Below are 16,863 nucleotides of genomic sequence, written 5' to 3'. Positions count from 1 at the left end.
GCCCGGGGCGATGGCGGCGATGCAGAAGGGAAGAGGGCCATGTCGACACTCGCGGGCAAGACGGTTCTGGTGACGGCGGCGGGGCAGGGCATCGGCCGGGCGAGCGTGATCGCCTTCCTCGCCGCGGGCGCCCGGGTCCATGCCACCGACATCAACGCGGCGCTGCTCGCGCAGCTGCCGGCCTCCGAGCGGCTGTCCACGGCGCGCCTCGACGTGCGCGACAGCGCGGGCGTGGCGAGCTTCATCGCCGGCCTCGGGCCGGTCGACGTGCTGTTCAACTGCGCCGGCATGGTGCATGCCGGCAGCATCCTCGACATGAGCGAGGCCGATCTCGACCTCGCCTTCGACCTCAACGTCAAGTCGATGGCGCGCACCATCCGCGCCGTGCTGCCGGGCATGCTGGAGCGGGGCGAGGGCGCCATCATCAACATGTCCTCGGTCGCCTCCTCGATGAAGGGCGTGCCGAACCGCTGCGCCTACAGCGCCACCAAGGCGGCGGTGATCGGGCTCACCAAGTCGGTCGCGGCCGACTATGTGGCCCACAACATCCGCTGCAACGCGGTCTGCCCGGGCACGGTGGAGAGCCCCTCGCTGCAGGACCGGCTGCGGGCGCAGGGCGATTACGAGCAGGCCCGCGCCGCCTTCATCGCCCGCCAGCCGATCGGGCGCATCGGCACGCCGGAGGAGATCGCCGATTTCGTCGTCTATCTCGCCGGCGCCACCTACACCACCGGCCAGGCCTTCGCCATCGACGGCGGCTGGGCGCTCTGAGGCGGCGATGGGCCTCGTCGTCTTCGGCAGCGTCAATGTCGACGTCACCGCCTATGCGGCGCGGCTGCCGGCGCCGGGGCAGACGCTGCACGGCGACAGCTACGCCATCGCGCTCGGCGGCAAGGGCGCCAACCAGGCGGTGGCGCTGGCCCGCCTCGGCGCGCCGGTGGAACTGGTCGGGCGCACGGGCCGCGACGCCTTCGGCGCGCTGGCGCGCGAGCGTCTCGCCGGCTTCGGCGTGGGCACCGCGCATCTGGCCGAGGACGCCGAGGAGCCGACCGGGATCGCGCTGATCGGCGTCGCCCGGGACGGCCAGAACGCCATTACGGTGGTCGGCGGCGCCAACATGGCGGTGACCGACGCCGATGCCGGGCGGGCGGGCGCGGTGCTGGACAAGGCCGCGGCGCTGCTGATCCAGCTCGAAGTGCCGCTCCCGGCGGCGCTGGCGGCGGCGCGCCGGGTGCGGGCGCGCGGCGGCCTCGTCATCCTCGATCCCGCGCCGGCACCGGACGCGGCCTTCGATGGCGATGTCTGGGCGGCGATCGACTGCGTGACCCCGAACGAGAGCGAGACCGAGGCGCTGGTCGGCATCCGCCCGCTCGATCCGGCGTCGGCCCTGCGCGCCGCCGCCGCGCTGACGGCGCGCGGCGCCGGCAGCGCGGTGGTGAAGATGGGGGCCGCCGGCGCCTGCTGGAGAACCGCCGGGGGCGAGGGTCACGTGCCGGCGCCCAAGGTGGTCGCGATCGACACGGTGGCGGCGGGGGACTGCTTCAACGCCGGGCTCGCGCTCGCGCTGTCCGACGGGCGGGCGATGGGCGAGGCGGTGCGCTTCGCCTGCGCCTGCGGGGCGCTCGCCACCACGAGGCGCGGCGCGTCCGATGCCGCGCCCTCCCGCGCCGAGGTCGAGGCGCTGCTGCGGGCGGGCTGGTAGGGGCGGCGTTCAGCCGGCGGCGCGGGCCGCCTCGACGGTGTCGAACACCGGGAACAGCGCGACGAAGCCGCTGATCTCGAACACCTCGCGGCAATTGTCCCGCAGGCCGGCGAGGGCGAGCCGGCCGCCGGCGGCCTTCAGCTTCTTGCCGGCCACCAGGATGACCCTGAGGCCCGCGCTCGAAATATAGTCGACGCCGGAGAAGTCGATCACCAGATCGCGGGCGCCGCCGGCAAGGCGGGCGTTGATTTCCTCCTCGAAGGCGGGCGAGGAGGCGCTGTCGAGGCGGCGCACGGGGGTCACGACGAGGGGCGGTGTCGACGGCGCGTCAGTCACTGTGGCGGATTCCCGTTCAGGTGCTTGCGAAGGGTGAGGTGGTTGCGGCCACCGATCCGCTCATAGCGGATGTCGTCCATGAAGGTCAGGACGAAATGAACGCCGAGGCCGCCGACGCGGCGCTCGTCGAGCGGGGCGTCGAGATCGGGAGCGTCGACTTCCAGCGGGTTGAAGGCGACGCCGTCGTCGACCAGCTCGGCGATCAGGCTGCCGTCCGCGACGTCGAGCGTGAGCCGGGCATGGTGCTCGCCGCCGGCGGGCCACGCATAGCTCACCACATTGGTGATCAGCTCGTCGAGCGCGAGGGTGACGTGGTGCACGGCGCGCGCGGGCATGTCGTGCGTTTCGCAGAAGGCCTCGACCGCGGCCAGCGCGGCGCCGACGTCCTCGATGCGGTTGGGGATGTCGAGTTCGAGCCGGTTCATCGCCTCGCGGGTCCCCTGCGGCACGGGCGCGGCGTCCGCCTTCCCGTCCGGGCCATGATAGCGCAGCGTGAGCAGGGTGATGTCGTCGGCCTGGTCGGCACCGCGCTCGAAGGCATGGACGCTCGCCAGCACGCGCTCGGACAGCTCGGCGATGCTCCAGCGGTCGGCGCCGGTGGCGAGCAGCGCGGCGATGCGGGCGTCGCCATAGGCCTCGCCGTCGACGTCGAAGGCTTCCGTCACGCCGTCGGTGAACAGGAACAGCGTCTCGCCCGGCGCGAGATCGAGGGTGTGCTCGACATAGGGGAAGCCCTCCACCACGGCGACCGCCATGCCGCCGGTGGCGCCGAGGGTGGAGACGTCGCCGCCCGCGCCGATGCGGTAGGGCGGGTTATGGCCGGCATTGACATAGGTGACGCGGCCGCTGGCGAGGTCGAGCGTGCCGTAGACCAGCGTCACGAACAGCATCTGGTCGTTCTGCGCGGCCAGCAGCTCGTTGACCCGGCGCACGCAGCCGGAGGGCGAGCGCTCGAACAGCGCGGTGGTCTTCACCAGCGTGCGGGTGATGGCCATGAACAGCGCCGCCGGCACGCCCTTGCCGGAGACGTCGGCGATGACGAAGCCGAGCGTGTCGTCATCGATCATGAAGTAGTCGTAGAAATCGCCGCCGACCTCCTGCGCCGGCGTCATGCGGCCTTCCACCGCGAGGCGCCCGTCCGGGATCAGCGTCTTCGGCAGGATCGCGCTCTGCACGCGGCGGGCGATCTCCAGCTCCTGCTGAATGCCGATCAGCTTGGTCTTGGTAACGAGGGCCTCGCGCAGTTCGGCGACCATGCCGGTGAGCCTGCCGTGCTGGTCGGCGATGCGGCGGGAGAGGTCGCGCATCACCCGGGCGAGGCGGCGCAGCTCGTCGTCGGCCGCCTCGTGGCGGACCTCGCCGGCCGGGCCGAGCAGCGCCAGCACCTCGTTGCGGTCGGAGGGGTCGATCTGGTCGGCGAGCCGGCTGAGCTCGTGGCGGATCACCCCTTCCTGCCGCAGCCGCACGCGCAGCCGCTGGCGGCGGGTCTCGGCGAGCTGCTGCTGGCTGGCGCGCAGGGCGGCGACCGCGTCGGTGACGCGGCCGATCTCGTCGCGCCGGTTCGGCAGGCCCGGGCGCGGGGCGCTGCCCAGCGACAGGTGCTCCAGTACGTCGAGGGCGGATTCGAGCGGCCGGAAGCTGCGCCAGAGATAGTAGTTCAGCGTCAGTATGCCGATCAGGGTGAGCAGCGCCGCGCCCGCCATCGTGCCGTTGCGCAGCAGCCGGGCGATGGTCTGGCTGCGGGTGATGTCCTGCAGCGAGACCACGGCGCCGACCGCGCCGCCATTGACGTCGCGCACGGGGATGCTGACCACGCCATAGGTGCGCTCGCCGACTTCCACCGTCTCCACGGCCGGGCGGCGCGGCGACGGCGCGAGGCCGGTGGCCTGCCACAGGGCGGCGTCGGTGGTGGCGGCGACGCGCCCGCGCAGCGTCACCAGCGTCGCCGCGCCCTCGATGCGGCTGGCGAAGCGCTCCAGCGCGCGGGCCGCGTTGCGCGCGACCACCACCAGCCCGCGCCCGCCGCCGTCGAGTTCGACCACCTGCGCCTCGACCAGCAGCAGCTGGCCCGGATCGGCCTGGCGCAGGCCGCGGATCTCCTCGTCGGCGAAGGCACGGTCGAGCGTGCCGGCGTCGAGGATCAGCCGCGGCGAGCTGCGGTTGGCGACGTAGAGGAGTTCGCCTTCCGGGCTGAGGATCTCGACCATCTGCGCGTCCGGCCCGTCCTCGAGCCCCCGCCCGACCTCGGTGGCGATCCGCGCCACGGCGAAGCGGTCGCGGCGGTAGATCGCCTCCTTCAGCCCGGGCGCGCGCGCGAAGATCTCGGCGATGCTGGCGAGGCCGGTGGTGCGCACCGCCACGATCTCGCGCCAGAGGTCGAACTGGCCCTCGATGGCGATCTCGTCGGTGCGCTGCTGGGTGATGCGGTCGCGCAGCCAGCCGGCGACGGTGAGGCTGGCGGCCATCAGCACGAAGCCGACGGCGACGATGAGCGTTATGCGGCTGCGCAGCAGCATCACGCCTCCTCCGCCGCGGGCGGCGGCGCCATCCGCTCCAGCCCCAGCTCGGCGCGGATGCGCTCGATCTCGGGGCGCAGCCGGTCGTCGAAATCGACCGCGAGCAGCTCGTCGGCATAGGCGTCGAAGGCGAAACGCCGCTCGCGGATCTCGCGCTGGCGCTCGCCGAAGGCGCGGAAGCTCCAGGCCATGCGCCCGGCCCCGGGCATCGGCGGCACCGGGGCGGCGAAGCGGCTCGCCGCCAACGCGGCGAGCGTCGCGGCGAACTCGGCGGAGCGGCGGGCCAGCGAGCGGCCGGCGAGCAAGGCGCCGGCCAGCGCGGCGGCGAGGCTGGCGAGGGCGACCGCGGCCAGCGCGCCGAGCCGCAGCGTGGCGAAGGCGTTGGCGAGCGCGGCCGGGCTGGTCGCCACCTCGATCCGGGCGATGCCCTGCCCGCCCTGCGCGATCGGGGCGGCGACGGTGTCGTCACCCTCCTCCGCCACGCCGGCGGCGCCGAGTTCCCGCCCGTCGGCGGTGAGCAGCGCGATCCGGGTGATGCCGCTGGTGCGGGCGAGCGTGTCGGCGAGCTGGTCCTGCACGCCGGGCAGGGCGTCGAGCGGGATGCCGTAGTCGACGGCCTTCTGGTACTGCATGGCCAGCGACCGCGCGACCGAGCCGCCGATGCGGCCGAGCTCGTAGCGCGCGCCCTCGCGCATCTCGGTCTCGAACCGCCCCACCAGCACGAGCGCGGCGATGCCCGCCACCAGCGCGACGTTCAGGCCGGCGAACAGCGCCGTGGCCAGCACCGGGTGGCGGCCGCGGATGACGGGCTCAACCGACATCGTCGAGCGCTCCCAGCCGTTCGAGGCCGGCCGACACGGCGGCATCGGCCTCCACCCATGCCGCGCGCGCCGCCAGCGCGCCGGCGTCGAAGGCCAGCGCCGGGCGCCCCGCCGCGGCGGCGGGATCGTGCAGGAGGACGGCGGCCTGGACGAAGGGCCGCGTCGCCCGCCGCCCGTAGAGGAACGCGGCGATGCCGGCGAGCACGGCGGCGCCGAGCGCGGCGATCATGGCGTGGGCGGCGATGATGAGCCCCCATTCGAGCGCGCTGCGGGAGCGGCCGGCCTCGGCGATGGTCAGCGCGATGCCGCCGACGGGCTTGCCGAGATCGTTCTCGAAGCGCACGCCGAAGGTCTGGTCGCCCCGGTCCGCCGTGTGCCACACGCCGGGATCGTCGAGATGGACGAGCCAGCCGTCGGGCACCGGCTCGCCCAGCGAGCCGCGATCGGTGGTGTAGAGCGGGTGGCCCTGCGCGTCGAACACGTCGATGCCGAGGATGGCGGGATCGCCGGCCTTCTCGCGTTCGATGCGGGCCTGCAGCAGGCCGATCTGGTCCAGCGCCAGGCCGATGTCGAGATTGGCCTGCCCGGTCGCCTGCAGCGAGCCGAGCAGATGCGAGACCCGGGTCTCGTCGATCGCCGCGTCGATGCGGGCGCGCACCTCGAAGGCCACCGCCGAGACGGCGGCGATCGCCGCCAGCACCGCGACGACGGAGAGAATGATGAGGCGGCTGGTGAAGGTCATTGCGCGGGAGTCGGCACCGGGACAGTTCGGGCGCGGAGCCTAAAGCATGTTGCCCGAAAGTGGACCCTCTATCGCAAAGTAACCTTGAAACGGGGTCGATTGCCGGTGAGGCTGCGGCGCAGCGCGGGGAATCGCCGCCCGCGCCTGCTCTTCCCCGACGCCCGTTCCCGCCTCGCCGGCCGCCATTGCCCATGATCCGCCGCCCATGATCCGCACCGCCCTGACGCTGATCGTCCTCTTCGCCGTGCTGGTCGCGGCCTGCGTCGCGTTCGGCGGCTATTTCGCCTATGGCACGCTGGTGGGCGCCTATCGCGACGTGCTGCAGTCGCGCTTCGCCATCTCGACCGAGCGCATCGCCGCCGCGGCGGAGCGGGCGGGCGCGCTCGGCATCGCGCTGCGCAGCCAGACCACGCTGCCGGCGCTGCTGGCGCAGGAGGCCGGGCTCGACCCGCTGGTGCGGCGCATCGAGGTGCATGACGAGGCCCGCCAGCGGCTGTTCTCCAGCGATGCGGGCGGCGGCGCGGCGGGCGGCATCGCGCTGGCCCGGCCGATCCGCACCGATACCGGCCGCGTCGCCGGCGAGGTGGTGCTGGTCTACGATCCCGTCGGCGTCGAGGTCGGCGCCGCCGCGCTGTGGGACCGGGTGCGGTTCTATACGCTGCTCGCCGTCGTCTTCGCCGTGGTGGCCACGCTCGCCGCCGGTCTCGCGCTGGCGCTGACGCTGCGCCGCGCGGTCGCCCGGGCGAGCGATGCCGCGACCTGGCCGGAGCCGGCGCGGCGGGCGCTGGTCGATGCCGACGCGGTGCATGCCGATGTCGCCCGGCGGCTGGAGGCGGACGCCGTCGCTGCCGGCGGGCACGGGAGCGCGGCATGATCCGGCTGCGCCCCGCCATCTCGCTCGGCGTCGCCGCCATCCTGGCGCTGGCCCTCGCCGGGGTCGGCTTCGGCGTCGAGCGCGCCGTGCGCGAGGTGGTGGTGCCGCAGGCGCTGGTGAAGGCCGAATCGGTGGCGCGCTCGGCCGCCGTGCTCATCGCCCGCGGGCTGGAGGCCGGCGTGCCGGTCGAGAAGCTGGTCGGGGTCGAGGATTATTTCGCCGGGCTGTCGCGCAGCCATGGCGAGGTCGCCGGCATGGCGCTGGTCGGCCCCGACGGGCGGATGCTGGCCTCCCACGGCGAATTTCCCGAGGATGCGCAACTGGTCGAGGTGCCGGTGGCGGCTGCCGGCGCGCCCGCCGCGACGCTGCGCATCGCCATCGATCCCGATGCGCTGGCGGCGCGGATCCGCGGCGTGCTGATCGACATCGGCTTCATCGGGCTGGTCGCGCTGCTGATCGCACTGGAACTGGTGGCGCTGGTGGTCGGCACGCGGGGCATCGCGCTGCTGGGCGCCATCGAGGCGCATGTGCGGGCCCTCGCCCGCGGCGAGCTCGGCCGGCACGCCCGGGTGGCCGACGCGCCGGCGCTGGCCGCGCTCGACCAGCCGCTCGATGCGCTGCGCCGCCGGCATGACGGGCTGCGGGCGCGGGCGGAGGCGGCCGGGGACCTGCCGGCCGTGCGGGCGCTGGACGGGCTCGAGGCCCGCACCGGCATCCGCGCCGAGCATGCCGGCGAGAACCTCGCCGCCGAGGCGGTGCGGCCGGCGCTGTTCCTGTTCATGCTGGCGGAGGAGCTGACGCGGCCCTTCCTGCCGCGGCTGACGCGGGCGCTGGCGCCGCCCGAGGGGCCGCTCGGCATCGACCTGCTGGTCAGCCTGCCCATCGTCGTGTTCATGGCGATCGTCGCGCTGTGCCAGCTGCCATTTGCGGCGTGGTCGGAACGGCTCGGGCGGCGGCGCGGCTTCGTGCTCGGCGCGCTCATTGCGGTCGCCGGCTATGGCGGGGCGGCGCTGGCCGAGAGCTACGGCGTGTTCCTCGCCGCCCGCAGCGTCGCGGCGGTCGGCTTCGCGCTGGTGTTCGTCTCGGCGCAGGGGCATGTGATCGACCGCTCGCGCCCCGAGCAGCGGGCGCAGGGCCTCGCCACCTTCGTGCGCGCCATCATGGTGGCGGCGCTGTGCGGGCCGCCGATCGGCGGCGTCATTGCCGACCGGCTGGGCGACCAGAGCGCCTTCGTCGCCTCGGCGGGGCTCGCGGCGCTCTCGGCGCTGCTGGCGCTCGCCTTCCTGCCGGCGGCGGCGCCGCGCCCGGCCGCGTCCGGCTCGGCGCTGGCGGGCCTCGCCGGCGCGGTACGGGCGCCGGGGCTGCTGGCGCTGATCTTCGGCTGCGCCTTTCCGGCGAAGTTCCTGCTGGCGGCGCTGTGCTTCTTCCTGCTGCCGGTCGAACTGGCGCGGCAGGGCTACAACGCCGCCGACATCGGGCGGCTGCAGATGATCTATCCGGTGATCCTCGTCGTGGGCGTGCAGCTCTTCGCGGCGCTGTCCGACCGGCTGCGCGCCAAGGCGGCGTTCGTCGCGCTGGGCGGCGCGGTGGCCGGGGGCGGGGCGCTGCTGCTCGCCCCGGTGGCGAGCGACCTCTGGCCGATGGCGGCGATCCTCGCCCTGCTCGGCATCGGCCAGGCGATGTCGATCGCCCCGCAATCGGCGCTGGTCGCCGATGTCGCCCATTCCGCGCGCGCCGGGGCGGGGGGCGGGGCCGGCGTGCTCGGCCTGTTCCGGCTGGTGGAGCGGCTCGGCAATGCGGCGGGACCGGCGGCGGCGGGGCTGATGCTGGGCACGCTCGGTTTTTCCCTCGCGCTCGGCGGCATCGGCGCGATGGTGGTGGCGGGCGCGGCCGGCTTCGCGCTGGCGCGGCGCTACGGCGCGTCGGGAGAGGGCGTCGGCGCGCGCAGTGCCGCGTCGCCGGAACCGGAATAGGCGCGGATGGCGCGCGAGGCGGTGGCGGTCAGCAGCACGTTGGGCGCGATGCCGGCGAGGGCGGCGACCGTCTCCACCCGCGGGTCCGCCCCGTAGAGCACGACGCGGCGGCCGGGCGCGGCGAGCCCCTCGGGCAGGTCGGTGACGTCGACGCTCATCAGCCCCATGGCGATGCCGCCGACGATCGGCGCCGGGTGCCCGGCCACGCGAACCTCGCCGCGGCCAGCGAGTTGCGGCGGCACGCCGTCGCCATAGCCGAGCGCCACGGTGGCGAGCCGCCGGCGCGCGGGCGCGTGATAGAGCCCGTGATAGCCGACGCCGGCCCCGGCGCGCACCTCGTTCACCCGCAGCATCGGCGCGGAGAGGCGCGCCACCGGCTCCAGCCCGACCTCGCGGTTGCGGATGGTGTTGACGCCATAGAGCGCGCTGCCGACGCGGATGTGATCGAAATGCGCCTCCGGGCCGGCATAGAGGCCCGAGGAGGCCGCGAGGCTCACCGGCGCCGCCGGCAGGCGCGACAGCCAGGCCCGCAGCCGCCGGCGCTGGCGCGCATTCTCCGGGTGGCCCGGCTCGGCGAAGAAGGCGAGATGGCTCATCCACAGGCGGATGTCGAGGCCGGCGAGGCGCTCCGGCTCGGCGATCAGCCGGCGCACCTCGCCGAGGTCGAGGCCCAGCCGGTTGAGGCCGGTGTCGAGCTGGACGGCGACGGGGAGCGGCCCGCGCCGCCGCGCCTCCTGCTGCGCGGCGGCGATATCCGGAAGGCTCGCCAGCACGGGCACGAGGCCGAACCGGCGGAACAGGGCGGGATCGACGCCGGCGAGGCCGTTCAGCACGTGGATCCGCGCGCCGGGCGCCAGCGCCGCGCAGGCGATCGCCTCGTCGAGATGGGCGACCCAGAAGTCGCGGCAGCCGAGGCCGTGCAGGCGCGGCACGATGCGGCCGGCGCCGAGCCCGTAGGCATCGCACTTCACCACCGCGGCGACGATCGCGCCCGGCGCGGCCCGGGCGCGGGCGCGGGCCCAGTTGCGGTCGATCGCGCCGAGATCGATGTCGAGCACCGGCCGGTCGGCGTCCTGGCTGCCGATCCTGTCGTCGTCCGCGGCCCGCTCCGCCGTGATGTTCATCGCCCGCGCCCGTTCACCGCGCCGCGGGCGGGACGTAGAGGATGGCCGGCTCGCCGGCGATCCGCGCCAGCCCGGCGCCGCGCCAGCCGGCTGCGAGCACAGCGCGCTGGCCGTCGAGATCGAGCGGGGCGAGGGCGCGCCCGGCCGCGACCAGCGCGGCGGGGACGGGACCGGCGCCGCGCTCGCGCACGAGCAGGAAGCGCACCAGCCCGCCATAGCGGGTGACGATGGCGCGGATGGCGAAGCCTTCCGCGATCAGGTTGGTCCAGCTCGGCGTGTTGAGCGGCGCGGCGGTGGAGAACAGCAGGTCGGCGTCGCCGGCCGCCTCGACCCGCAGATGGATGAGGCGCCGCTGCAGGCCCTGGCCGCGATGGCTCGGCGCCACCCCCGCACCCGCCAGCTTGGCGAGGCTCGGCTGCGCGGAGAGCCCCAGCAGCGGGCGGGGGTCGTCGTCGGGCAGGATGGCGTGCTGAAGGATGGCGTAGGCGACCATCGTCCCGCCGTCGAACAGGCCGAAGGCGCCGCCGCGCCCGCCGAGGATGCCGGCGAAGAAGGAGCGCTTCTCCGGCTTCACGATGTCGGGGCGGATGTCGGCGCCCATGGACAGGTGGTGGAGGGCCTCGATGGCGTCGAGATCGGCCTCGCCGAGCCGGCTCGCCTGCAGGGAGGGGGTGTCCGCCAACGCCGCCGGGCTGCGCGCGGGCGCAGGGCTCATGTGATGACTTCCGCGTAGTCCAGCATGGCGATCGGCGGATAGGCGTCGAGCTGCTTGGCGACCTTCATGTTGATGATCAGCGAGAAGCGCTTGAGCGTCTCGATCGGCACCTCGGACGGCTTCTTGCCGTCGACCAGTATGTCGAGCGCCTTCTGGGCGGCGAGCTGGCCGACCGAATAATAGCGGCTCACCAGCCCGACCAGCGCGCCGCCCTCGCGCACGGCGAGTTCCGCCGCGCCGAAGGTCGGCAGCTTGGCGTCGCGGGCGACCGGGGTGACCTGGCTGTAGATGGTGCCGAGGAAGGTGTCGGGCAGCAAATAGAGCCACTCCGCCCCGTCCGCCTTCAGCTGCCTGACCTTGTCGGCGACGCCCTCGGCGCTCGGCTGGCCCTTGGCGTCGAGGGTGAAGGTCTGCTCGACCAGCTTCACGTCCTTCGCGCCGAGGAGCGCGCGCAGTTCGGCGACGATGGCCACCGAATTCTGCTCGGTGGTGGAATAGAGCACGCCGACGGTCTTCGCCGGCCGGTAGGATTGCAGCGCCCGCATCTGCACGTCGGTCGGCACGACATGGACGGCGCCGGTGACGTTGCGGCCGGAGGAGGCGAAGGCGGGCGCGATCTTCGCCTTCACCGGCGCGGCGACGAGGGCGAACACCACGGGGATGTCGTTGACGAAGCGCGCGCGGTCGGGCGCGTCATAGGGGCCGACCGTCTGCAGGGTGATCGGCGTGCCCCAGGTGTAGATGAGGTCGGGCTTGAGGTCGGGCACTTCCTGCAGGAAGTCCGCCACCTTGCCCGGATCGCGGTTGGCGTCGCGGGCGACGAATTCGAAATCACGGCCGGAGGCGGAGAGATAGTCGCGGAAGCCGCGCTCGACGTCGGTCTCGCCGCGGTAGGTGAGCATGAGGATGCGGAACGGGCGGCCGCTGCTCTTGGCGCGGGCGGGGGCCGCGGTGACGAGGCCCGCCGCCGCCGCGCCGGCGGCCGCGGTGACGAGTTCACGCCGGGTGATGCGCATGGCTCTCGGTCTCGAACGGCTGGAGATGGCGATATCTAGCAGGGATTCCTTCGCGCAGGGTAATGATTTCCCGCAGATTTGAAGTGATCGCTCAGGTGCCGTCCCCCCGCTCCCGCGCGGCGTCGATGCGTGTCAGCAGCCGCCGGCTGGGGCCGTCCTCCGGGGACAGCGCCAGCGCGGCCCGCGCCTCGCGGACCGCCGCGTCCATGTCGCCCTCCCGCCACGCGGCGAGCGCGGCGCCATAGGCGGCGCACAGCGCGCCGGCGCGGCCGCCGTCCTCGCGCCGCCCCATCAGCTCGAACACCGGCTGGGAGCGGGTGAGGCCGCGCAGCACGACGGAATCGATCTCGCGGAAGAGGAAGTCCGGGCCGGCGGCGTGCCGCGTCGCCTCGTCGGTGAGGATGCGGGTGCCGTAGTCCTTGTTCGCGGATTCGAGGCGCGCGGCGACGTTCACGCTGTCGCCGATCAGGGTGAAGTTGCGGGCGTTCACCGGGCCGACATCGCCGGTGACGACCGGGCCGGTGGCGATGCCGATGCGCAGGCCGATGGCGAGCCCCTCGCGACCGGCGAGGTGGGGGGCGGCGAGGCGGTCGAGATCGGCCAGCCGGTCGAGCTGATCGAGGGCGGCGGTGCAGGCGAGGGCCGCCTGCGTGCTCTCGGTGTTGAAGGGGGGCCCCCAATAGGCCATCACCGCGTCGCCGATATATTTGTCGGTGATGCCCTCGGCGCGTCCGATCGCGGCCGACATCAGGCTGAGATAGGCGTTCAGCACCTCGAGCAGCGCGTCCGGCTCCAGCGCCTCGGAGAGGCGCGTGAAGCCGGCGAGGTCGCAGAAGCTCACCGTCATGGCGCGGCGGGCGCGGTGGAGCTGGTTCTCCTCCTGCCGGGCGAGCAGCAGGCCGACGATGCGGTCGTCGATGTACTGGCCCATCAGGCGCTTGATGCGCTGGCGCTGGAAGCGCTCGGTGAGATCGGTCAGCACCACGATGACGCCGAGCCGGGCGCCCTCCTCGTCGCGCAGATAGCTGGTCGTGACGTGGAGCGGCAGGCCGGGCCCTTCGCCGCGCGGGATGGCGATCTCCTCGATGTGCGAGGTGGCGGATTCGTAGATCGCCTTCAGCACGAGTTCGACCAGCGGCTCGAAGTCCGGGTCGGCGATGAACACCTCGGCGAAGCTGCGGCCGGTGGTCTCCGCCTCGCTGACGCCGAGCAGCTTGGCGGCGGCGGGGTTGAGCGTGGTGATGCGCCCGCCCATGTCGAGGGTCAGCACGCCGTCGGCCATGCTGGCGAGAATGGTGCGGTGGATGATGTGCTCGGCGGAACTCATGACAGGTCTTCGGCGGCAGGTTTTCGACAGGCGGCGGGATCCGCCGCCCGCGCGCCGGCCGGCCAGCATAGGCCGAAAGCGGGGCGCGCCGGAACCGCCCCGCCGCCGCGGGCGGGCATCATCTTGCGGGATGGTGTACGCGCCGGCCGCGCCGCGCTCAGGCGGATATGGCGATGGTCCGCCCGGTCGGCTGCAGGCCGAGCTTGCCATCGGCCAGCGTCAGCGCCCAGTCGCCGTCCGGCTCGCCCTCCGGCACCTCCAGCGTGAAGCGCAGTTCGCCGGGCACGCTGGCGTCGATCCCGCTCGCGGCGACCTGGCGGCCGCCCAGCGCGATGCTGGCGCCGAAGACATTGCCGAGATTGCGGCCCTTCAGCAGGAAGGGCTGCGGGCCGCTGCCCCTGGCGTAACCCGTCGGGTCGAGCAGTTCGACGACCGGTGCTGAAGGTGCGGTGGCCCGCTCGACGGCTTCGTTCGCGGTCTTCGAGCCGAAATAGAAGCTCGAGATCGAGGTCACCAGCGTACCCACCAGCACGAGAAGCTGGCGGGCGAAGTCGACGCCCTCCGCCGAGATCGGCTCGCTCAGCCAGACGGTGAACTTGCCTTTGTCCCCGGCGACCGGCAGGGCCATGACGCCGGTGCCGAAGCGCTCCTTCAGCTGGCCGACCACCGCTTCGTCCAGCACGCCGAGGGAGGTTCTCGGCCCGCCGGACAGGCTGCCGAACAGGTAGATCGACAGGATGGCGAACAGCACGATCAGCATCAGCGCGATCACCGCCCGGATCGAACCTTCCGGCAGGGCGAGCGCCTGCGACTTGTCCTGCAGGCCGTAGGAGGCGAACACCACCGACATGGTGCAGAGCAGGATGATCAGCACGATGACCGCGCCGATCGCCAGCAGCGGCAGGCCGATCATGGCCGGCACCTCGTTCTTCGACAGCACGAAGAGAGCGATGCCGATCAGCAGGGCGACGACGATCGTGGCGAAATAGACCAGATTTTTCATGGCAAGGGCTTCCGGGACCGAACCGCACGAACCCGCGGACGCCTGGTCGGCCGTCGTGCCGCGCTCATCGCCGGTCCCGGATCGGCGCCGGCCGCCCGCGCGGGGTGCCGGAGCCGTCGGGCAGTCGAGGGAAGGCAAGGGCAGGGGCCGGCGGGCCGATGCCGTCGACTATGGCATGGGATCGGGTCGCCTCCAATGCCGGAGTTAACCCAAGGTTGTATTTATTTCGCGATGCCCGTCGATCGCTCAGGCCGCGCGGCCGTAGACGTCCTGCGGCGGGTAGAGCCCGGCGAGACGCTCGCGCTCGCGCTGGAGTTGCGCCCGGACCGCGGCGGCGGTGATGCCGTCGCGGCGCAGGATGAGGGCGGTGATCGGATCGCCGAGGATGTCCTCGATCGAGGGCTCATCCGCCAGCGAGACGGGCGAGAAAGCGGGCGCGGCGGCGCCATGCGGGGAGGTGAACGTCATGATCGGGTCGTCCCGGGAAGCGGAGCGCGCCCATGGCGGCGCATCCGGTCGGTGAAGGTCAGGCGCGAAAGCGGTTCAGGACCTGCGGGGACGTCGACAACACAAGGTCATGGTGCGGTTCCTCAAGCTCGTTGCCCGACCACGACTTCAGCGTGGCGCTTTAGCGTTGGTGACGCGGTGCAAGCTGCCGGGTATCAAATCCCGCGGCCGGGGAGCACACCCGGCACCCTCCCTTCTACCCGTCGTGCTGCAGTTGTCAACTATTTTTGTAGATTAATATCGGGCGGCGCTCACCCGCCCCGGAATGGGATAGCTCGCCGGCCATGACCGATGCCCCGCACCGCCCCGCTGCTGCCGTCGTCACGCTCGGCATGTACGACCCGCCCTACCTTCACGCCGCGCAGGATATGCTGTGGTCCGCGCTGCGGGCGGCGATGATCGCCGAGGGGGTGGAGGCGCTCGCCGGGGGGGTGCCGGCGGGCCTCGCGCGCGAGCGGCCGATCGGCGAGGCTCTGCTCGATCCGGCTCTCGTGCTGGGCCATACCTGCGGCTATCCCTTGAGGACGCATTATGCCGGCCGGCTGCGGGTGGTGGCGACGCCGGTATTCGCCTCGCCCTACACCGCGGAGGGCTGGCACCGCAGCGCCATCGTCGTGCGGGCGGACGATCCGGCCGCCGATCTTGCCGCCCTGCGCGGCCGCGTCGCCGCCCTGAACGGGTACGACAGCAACAGCGGCATGAACCTGTTCCGCGCCGCGCTGGCGCCGCTGGCCGGCGGCGCGCCGTTCTTCGCCGACACCGTCGTCACCGGCGGCCATCTCGCCAGCCTCGCCGCGGTCGCGGAGGGGCGGGCGGATGTCGCGGCGATCGACGGCGTCACCTTCACGCTGGCCGCACGCCATGCGCCCGAGCGCGTCGCCGGCGTGCGCGTGCTCGCGGTCACCGAGCCCAGCCCGGCGCTGCCGCTGGTGACGCGGGTCGATGCCGGCGACGAGCTGGTCGAGGCGCTGCGGCGCGCGCTCGACACGCTGATGGAGGACCCGGCGGCGGCGCCGGCGCGCGCGGCGTTCGGGCTTACCGGCTTCGCGCGGCTGCCGGACGCCGCCTATGACCGCGTGCTGGAGATCGAGCGGGAGGCGATCGCCGCCGGCTATCCCAGCCTCGCCTGACGCCGCGTCTCGCCTGAGCCGTGCCGCGTTCAGCGCCAGCCGAGCGCGGGGGCGACGTGGGTGAGGATCGCCTCGATGACATGGGCGTTGTAGGCGACGCCGAGCTGGTTCGGCACGGTCAGCAGCAGCGTGTCGGCCTCGGTGATGGCCTCGTCCTCGGCGAGCTGCCGCGCCAGCACGTCGGGTTCGGCGGCATAGGAGCGCCCGAAGATGGCGCGCGTCTGCGCGTCGATGAAGCCGATCTGGTCGGCGCTGTCGCCGCTCTGGCCGAAATAGGCGCGGTCGCGGTCGTCCACCAGCGCGAAGATGCTGCGGCTGACCGAGACGCGCGGCTGGCGCGCATGGCCGGCCTCCTTCCACGCGGCGCGGTAGGCGCGGATCTGGGCCGCCTGCTGGACGTGGAAGGGCTCGCCGGTCTCGTCGTCCTTCAGCGTGGAGCTCTGCAGGTTCATGCCCTGCTTCGCCGCCCAGACGGCGGTGGCGTTGGAACTCGCGCCCCACCAGATGCGATCGCGCAGCCCGTCCGAATGCGGTTCGAGGCGCAAGAGGCCGGGCGGGTTGGGGAACATCGGGCGCGGATTGGGTTCGGCGAAGCCCTCGCCGCGCAGCACGTCGAGGAACACCTCGGCGTGGCGGCGGGCCATGTCGGCGGGCGTCTCGCCCTCGGCCGGCTGGTAGCCGAAATGGCACCAGCCGTCGATCACCTGCTCGGGCGAGCCGCGGCTGATGCCGAGCTGCAGCCGCCCGCCGGCGATGAGGTCGGCGGCGCCGGCATCCTCGGCCATGTAGAGCGGGTTCTCGTAGCGCATGTCGATGACGGCGGTGCCGATCTCGATGCGGCTGGTCTTCGCGCCGATCGCCGCCAGCAGCGGGAAGGGCGAGGCGAGCTGGCGGGCGAAATGGTGGATGCGGACATAGGCGCCATCGGCGCCGAGCTCCTCGGCGGCGACCGCCAGCTCGATCGACTGCAGCAGCGCGTCGGCGGCCGAGCGCGTGCCGGAATGGGGGGAGGGCGACCAGTGGCCGAAGGACAGGAAGCCGATCTTCTTCATGACGGGACTGCCGAGCTGGGCACGC

Annotated in this window: 16 protein-coding genes; 5 read left to right on the top strand and 11 right to left on the bottom strand. The window is 73.3% G+C overall.

Annotated features, from left to right (window positions below; all coding sequences use genetic code 11):
* The first annotated feature begins 39 nt into the window (after positions 1-39).
* Positions 40-771 (top strand): SDR family oxidoreductase, encoded by a 732-nt coding sequence (locus ACEUEL_RS14810; protein WP_405706988.1) that lies wholly within the window; start codon positions 40-42, stop codon positions 769-771.
* A gap of 7 nt (positions 772-778) precedes the next feature.
* Entirely contained in the window at positions 779-1,702 is a 924-nt protein-coding gene (locus ACEUEL_RS14805; RefSeq protein WP_405706987.1) for a ribokinase, read from the top strand.
* A 9-nt stretch (positions 1,703-1,711) separates the two neighbouring features.
* Here the strand turns inward: ACEUEL_RS14805 and ACEUEL_RS14800 are convergent, their stop codons facing one another.
* From ACEUEL_RS14800 to ACEUEL_RS14785, 4 genes are read right to left on the bottom strand one after another with little or no spacing between them, the layout of a single operon-like run.
* Positions 1,712-2,038 (bottom strand): STAS domain-containing protein, encoded by a 327-nt coding sequence (locus ACEUEL_RS14800; protein WP_405706985.1) that lies wholly within the window; start codon positions 2,036-2,038, stop codon positions 1,712-1,714.
* Positions 2,035-4,554, bottom strand: a complete 2,520-nt coding sequence (locus ACEUEL_RS14795) for an ATP-binding SpoIIE family protein phosphatase (RefSeq protein ID WP_405706983.1) — start codon at positions 4,552-4,554, stop codon at positions 2,035-2,037. Before ACEUEL_RS14795 ends, ACEUEL_RS14800 begins: the two co-directional genes overlap by 4 nt.
* Positions 4,554-5,375, bottom strand: a complete 822-nt coding sequence (locus tag ACEUEL_RS14790; protein WP_405706981.1) for a hypothetical protein — start codon at positions 5,373-5,375, stop codon at positions 4,554-4,556. The genes ACEUEL_RS14795 and ACEUEL_RS14790 overlap by 1 nt, the downstream gene beginning before the upstream one ends.
* Positions 5,365-6,117, bottom strand: coding sequence for a hypothetical protein (locus ACEUEL_RS14785; protein ID WP_405706979.1), 753 nt, complete (start codon positions 6,115-6,117; stop codon positions 5,365-5,367). Before ACEUEL_RS14785 ends, ACEUEL_RS14790 begins: the two co-directional genes overlap by 11 nt.
* 205 nt (positions 6,118-6,322) lie before the next feature.
* On the opposite strand from ACEUEL_RS14785, the gene ACEUEL_RS14780 reads away from it, so the two are divergent.
* Both ACEUEL_RS14780 and ACEUEL_RS14775 read left to right on the top strand, forming a co-directional pair.
* Complete coding sequence (locus ACEUEL_RS14780) at positions 6,323-6,991, top strand: hypothetical protein (protein WP_405706977.1); 669 nt, start codon at positions 6,323-6,325, stop codon at positions 6,989-6,991.
* Positions 6,988-8,964, top strand: coding sequence for an MFS transporter (locus ACEUEL_RS14775; RefSeq protein ID WP_405706975.1), 1,977 nt, complete (start codon positions 6,988-6,990; stop codon positions 8,962-8,964). Before ACEUEL_RS14780 ends, ACEUEL_RS14775 begins: the two co-directional genes overlap by 4 nt.
* Here the strand turns inward: ACEUEL_RS14775 and alr are convergent.
* The 6 genes from alr to ACEUEL_RS14745 all read right to left on the bottom strand — a co-directional run bounded on the left by alr (position 8,904) and on the right by ACEUEL_RS14745 (position 14,617).
* The gene (alr, locus tag ACEUEL_RS14770; RefSeq protein ID WP_405706973.1) at positions 8,904-10,088 is read right to left on the bottom strand and encodes an alanine racemase; all 1,185 of its coding nucleotides are present in this window, start codon (positions 10,086-10,088) and stop codon (positions 8,904-8,906) included. The genes ACEUEL_RS14775 and alr overlap by 61 nt on opposite strands.
* Positions 10,089-10,101: 13 nt before the next feature.
* Positions 10,102-10,803 (bottom strand): hypothetical protein, encoded by a 702-nt coding sequence (locus tag ACEUEL_RS14765; protein WP_405706971.1) that lies wholly within the window; start codon positions 10,801-10,803, stop codon positions 10,102-10,104.
* The gene (locus ACEUEL_RS14760; protein WP_405706969.1) at positions 10,800-11,819 is read right to left on the bottom strand and encodes an ABC transporter substrate-binding protein; all 1,020 of its coding nucleotides are present in this window, start codon (positions 11,817-11,819) and stop codon (positions 10,800-10,802) included. Before ACEUEL_RS14760 ends, ACEUEL_RS14765 begins: the two co-directional genes overlap by 4 nt.
* Before the next feature lie 91 nt (positions 11,820-11,910).
* Positions 11,911-13,146: an adenylate/guanylate cyclase domain-containing protein gene (locus ACEUEL_RS14755; protein ID WP_405706967.1), complete on the bottom strand. Its 1,236-nt coding sequence runs from the start codon at positions 13,144-13,146 to the stop codon at positions 11,911-11,913.
* Positions 13,147-13,303: 157 nt separating this feature from the next.
* A complete protein-coding gene (locus ACEUEL_RS14750; protein ID WP_405706966.1) occupies positions 13,304-14,149 on the bottom strand; it encodes a hypothetical protein in 846 nt (281 codons plus the stop codon).
* A gap of 246 nt (positions 14,150-14,395) precedes the next feature.
* Positions 14,396-14,617: a hypothetical protein gene (locus ACEUEL_RS14745; RefSeq protein ID WP_405706964.1), complete on the bottom strand. Its 222-nt coding sequence runs from the start codon at positions 14,615-14,617 to the stop codon at positions 14,396-14,398.
* A 323-nt stretch (positions 14,618-14,940) separates the two neighbouring features.
* On the opposite strand from ACEUEL_RS14745, the gene ACEUEL_RS14740 reads away from it, so the two are divergent.
* On the top strand, positions 14,941-15,786 hold the full coding sequence (locus tag ACEUEL_RS14740) for a phosphate/phosphite/phosphonate ABC transporter substrate-binding protein (protein WP_405706962.1): 846 nt from the start codon (positions 14,941-14,943) through the stop codon (positions 15,784-15,786).
* Positions 15,787-15,815: 29 nt separating this feature from the next.
* Here ACEUEL_RS14740 and ACEUEL_RS14735 read toward each other — a convergent pair whose 3' ends face one another.
* Complete coding sequence (locus tag ACEUEL_RS14735; RefSeq protein ID WP_405706960.1) at positions 15,816-16,838, bottom strand: LLM class flavin-dependent oxidoreductase; 1,023 nt, start codon at positions 16,836-16,838, stop codon at positions 15,816-15,818.
* Between the last annotated feature and the right edge of the window lie 25 nt (positions 16,839-16,863).

It is taken from the genome of Ancylobacter terrae (assembly GCF_045108345.1).
Classification (GTDB): Bacteria; Pseudomonadota; Alphaproteobacteria; order Rhizobiales; family Xanthobacteraceae; genus Ancylobacter.
Note: the sequence above shows the minus strand (reverse complement) of the source record. Positions and strands in the feature narration are given on the sequence as shown.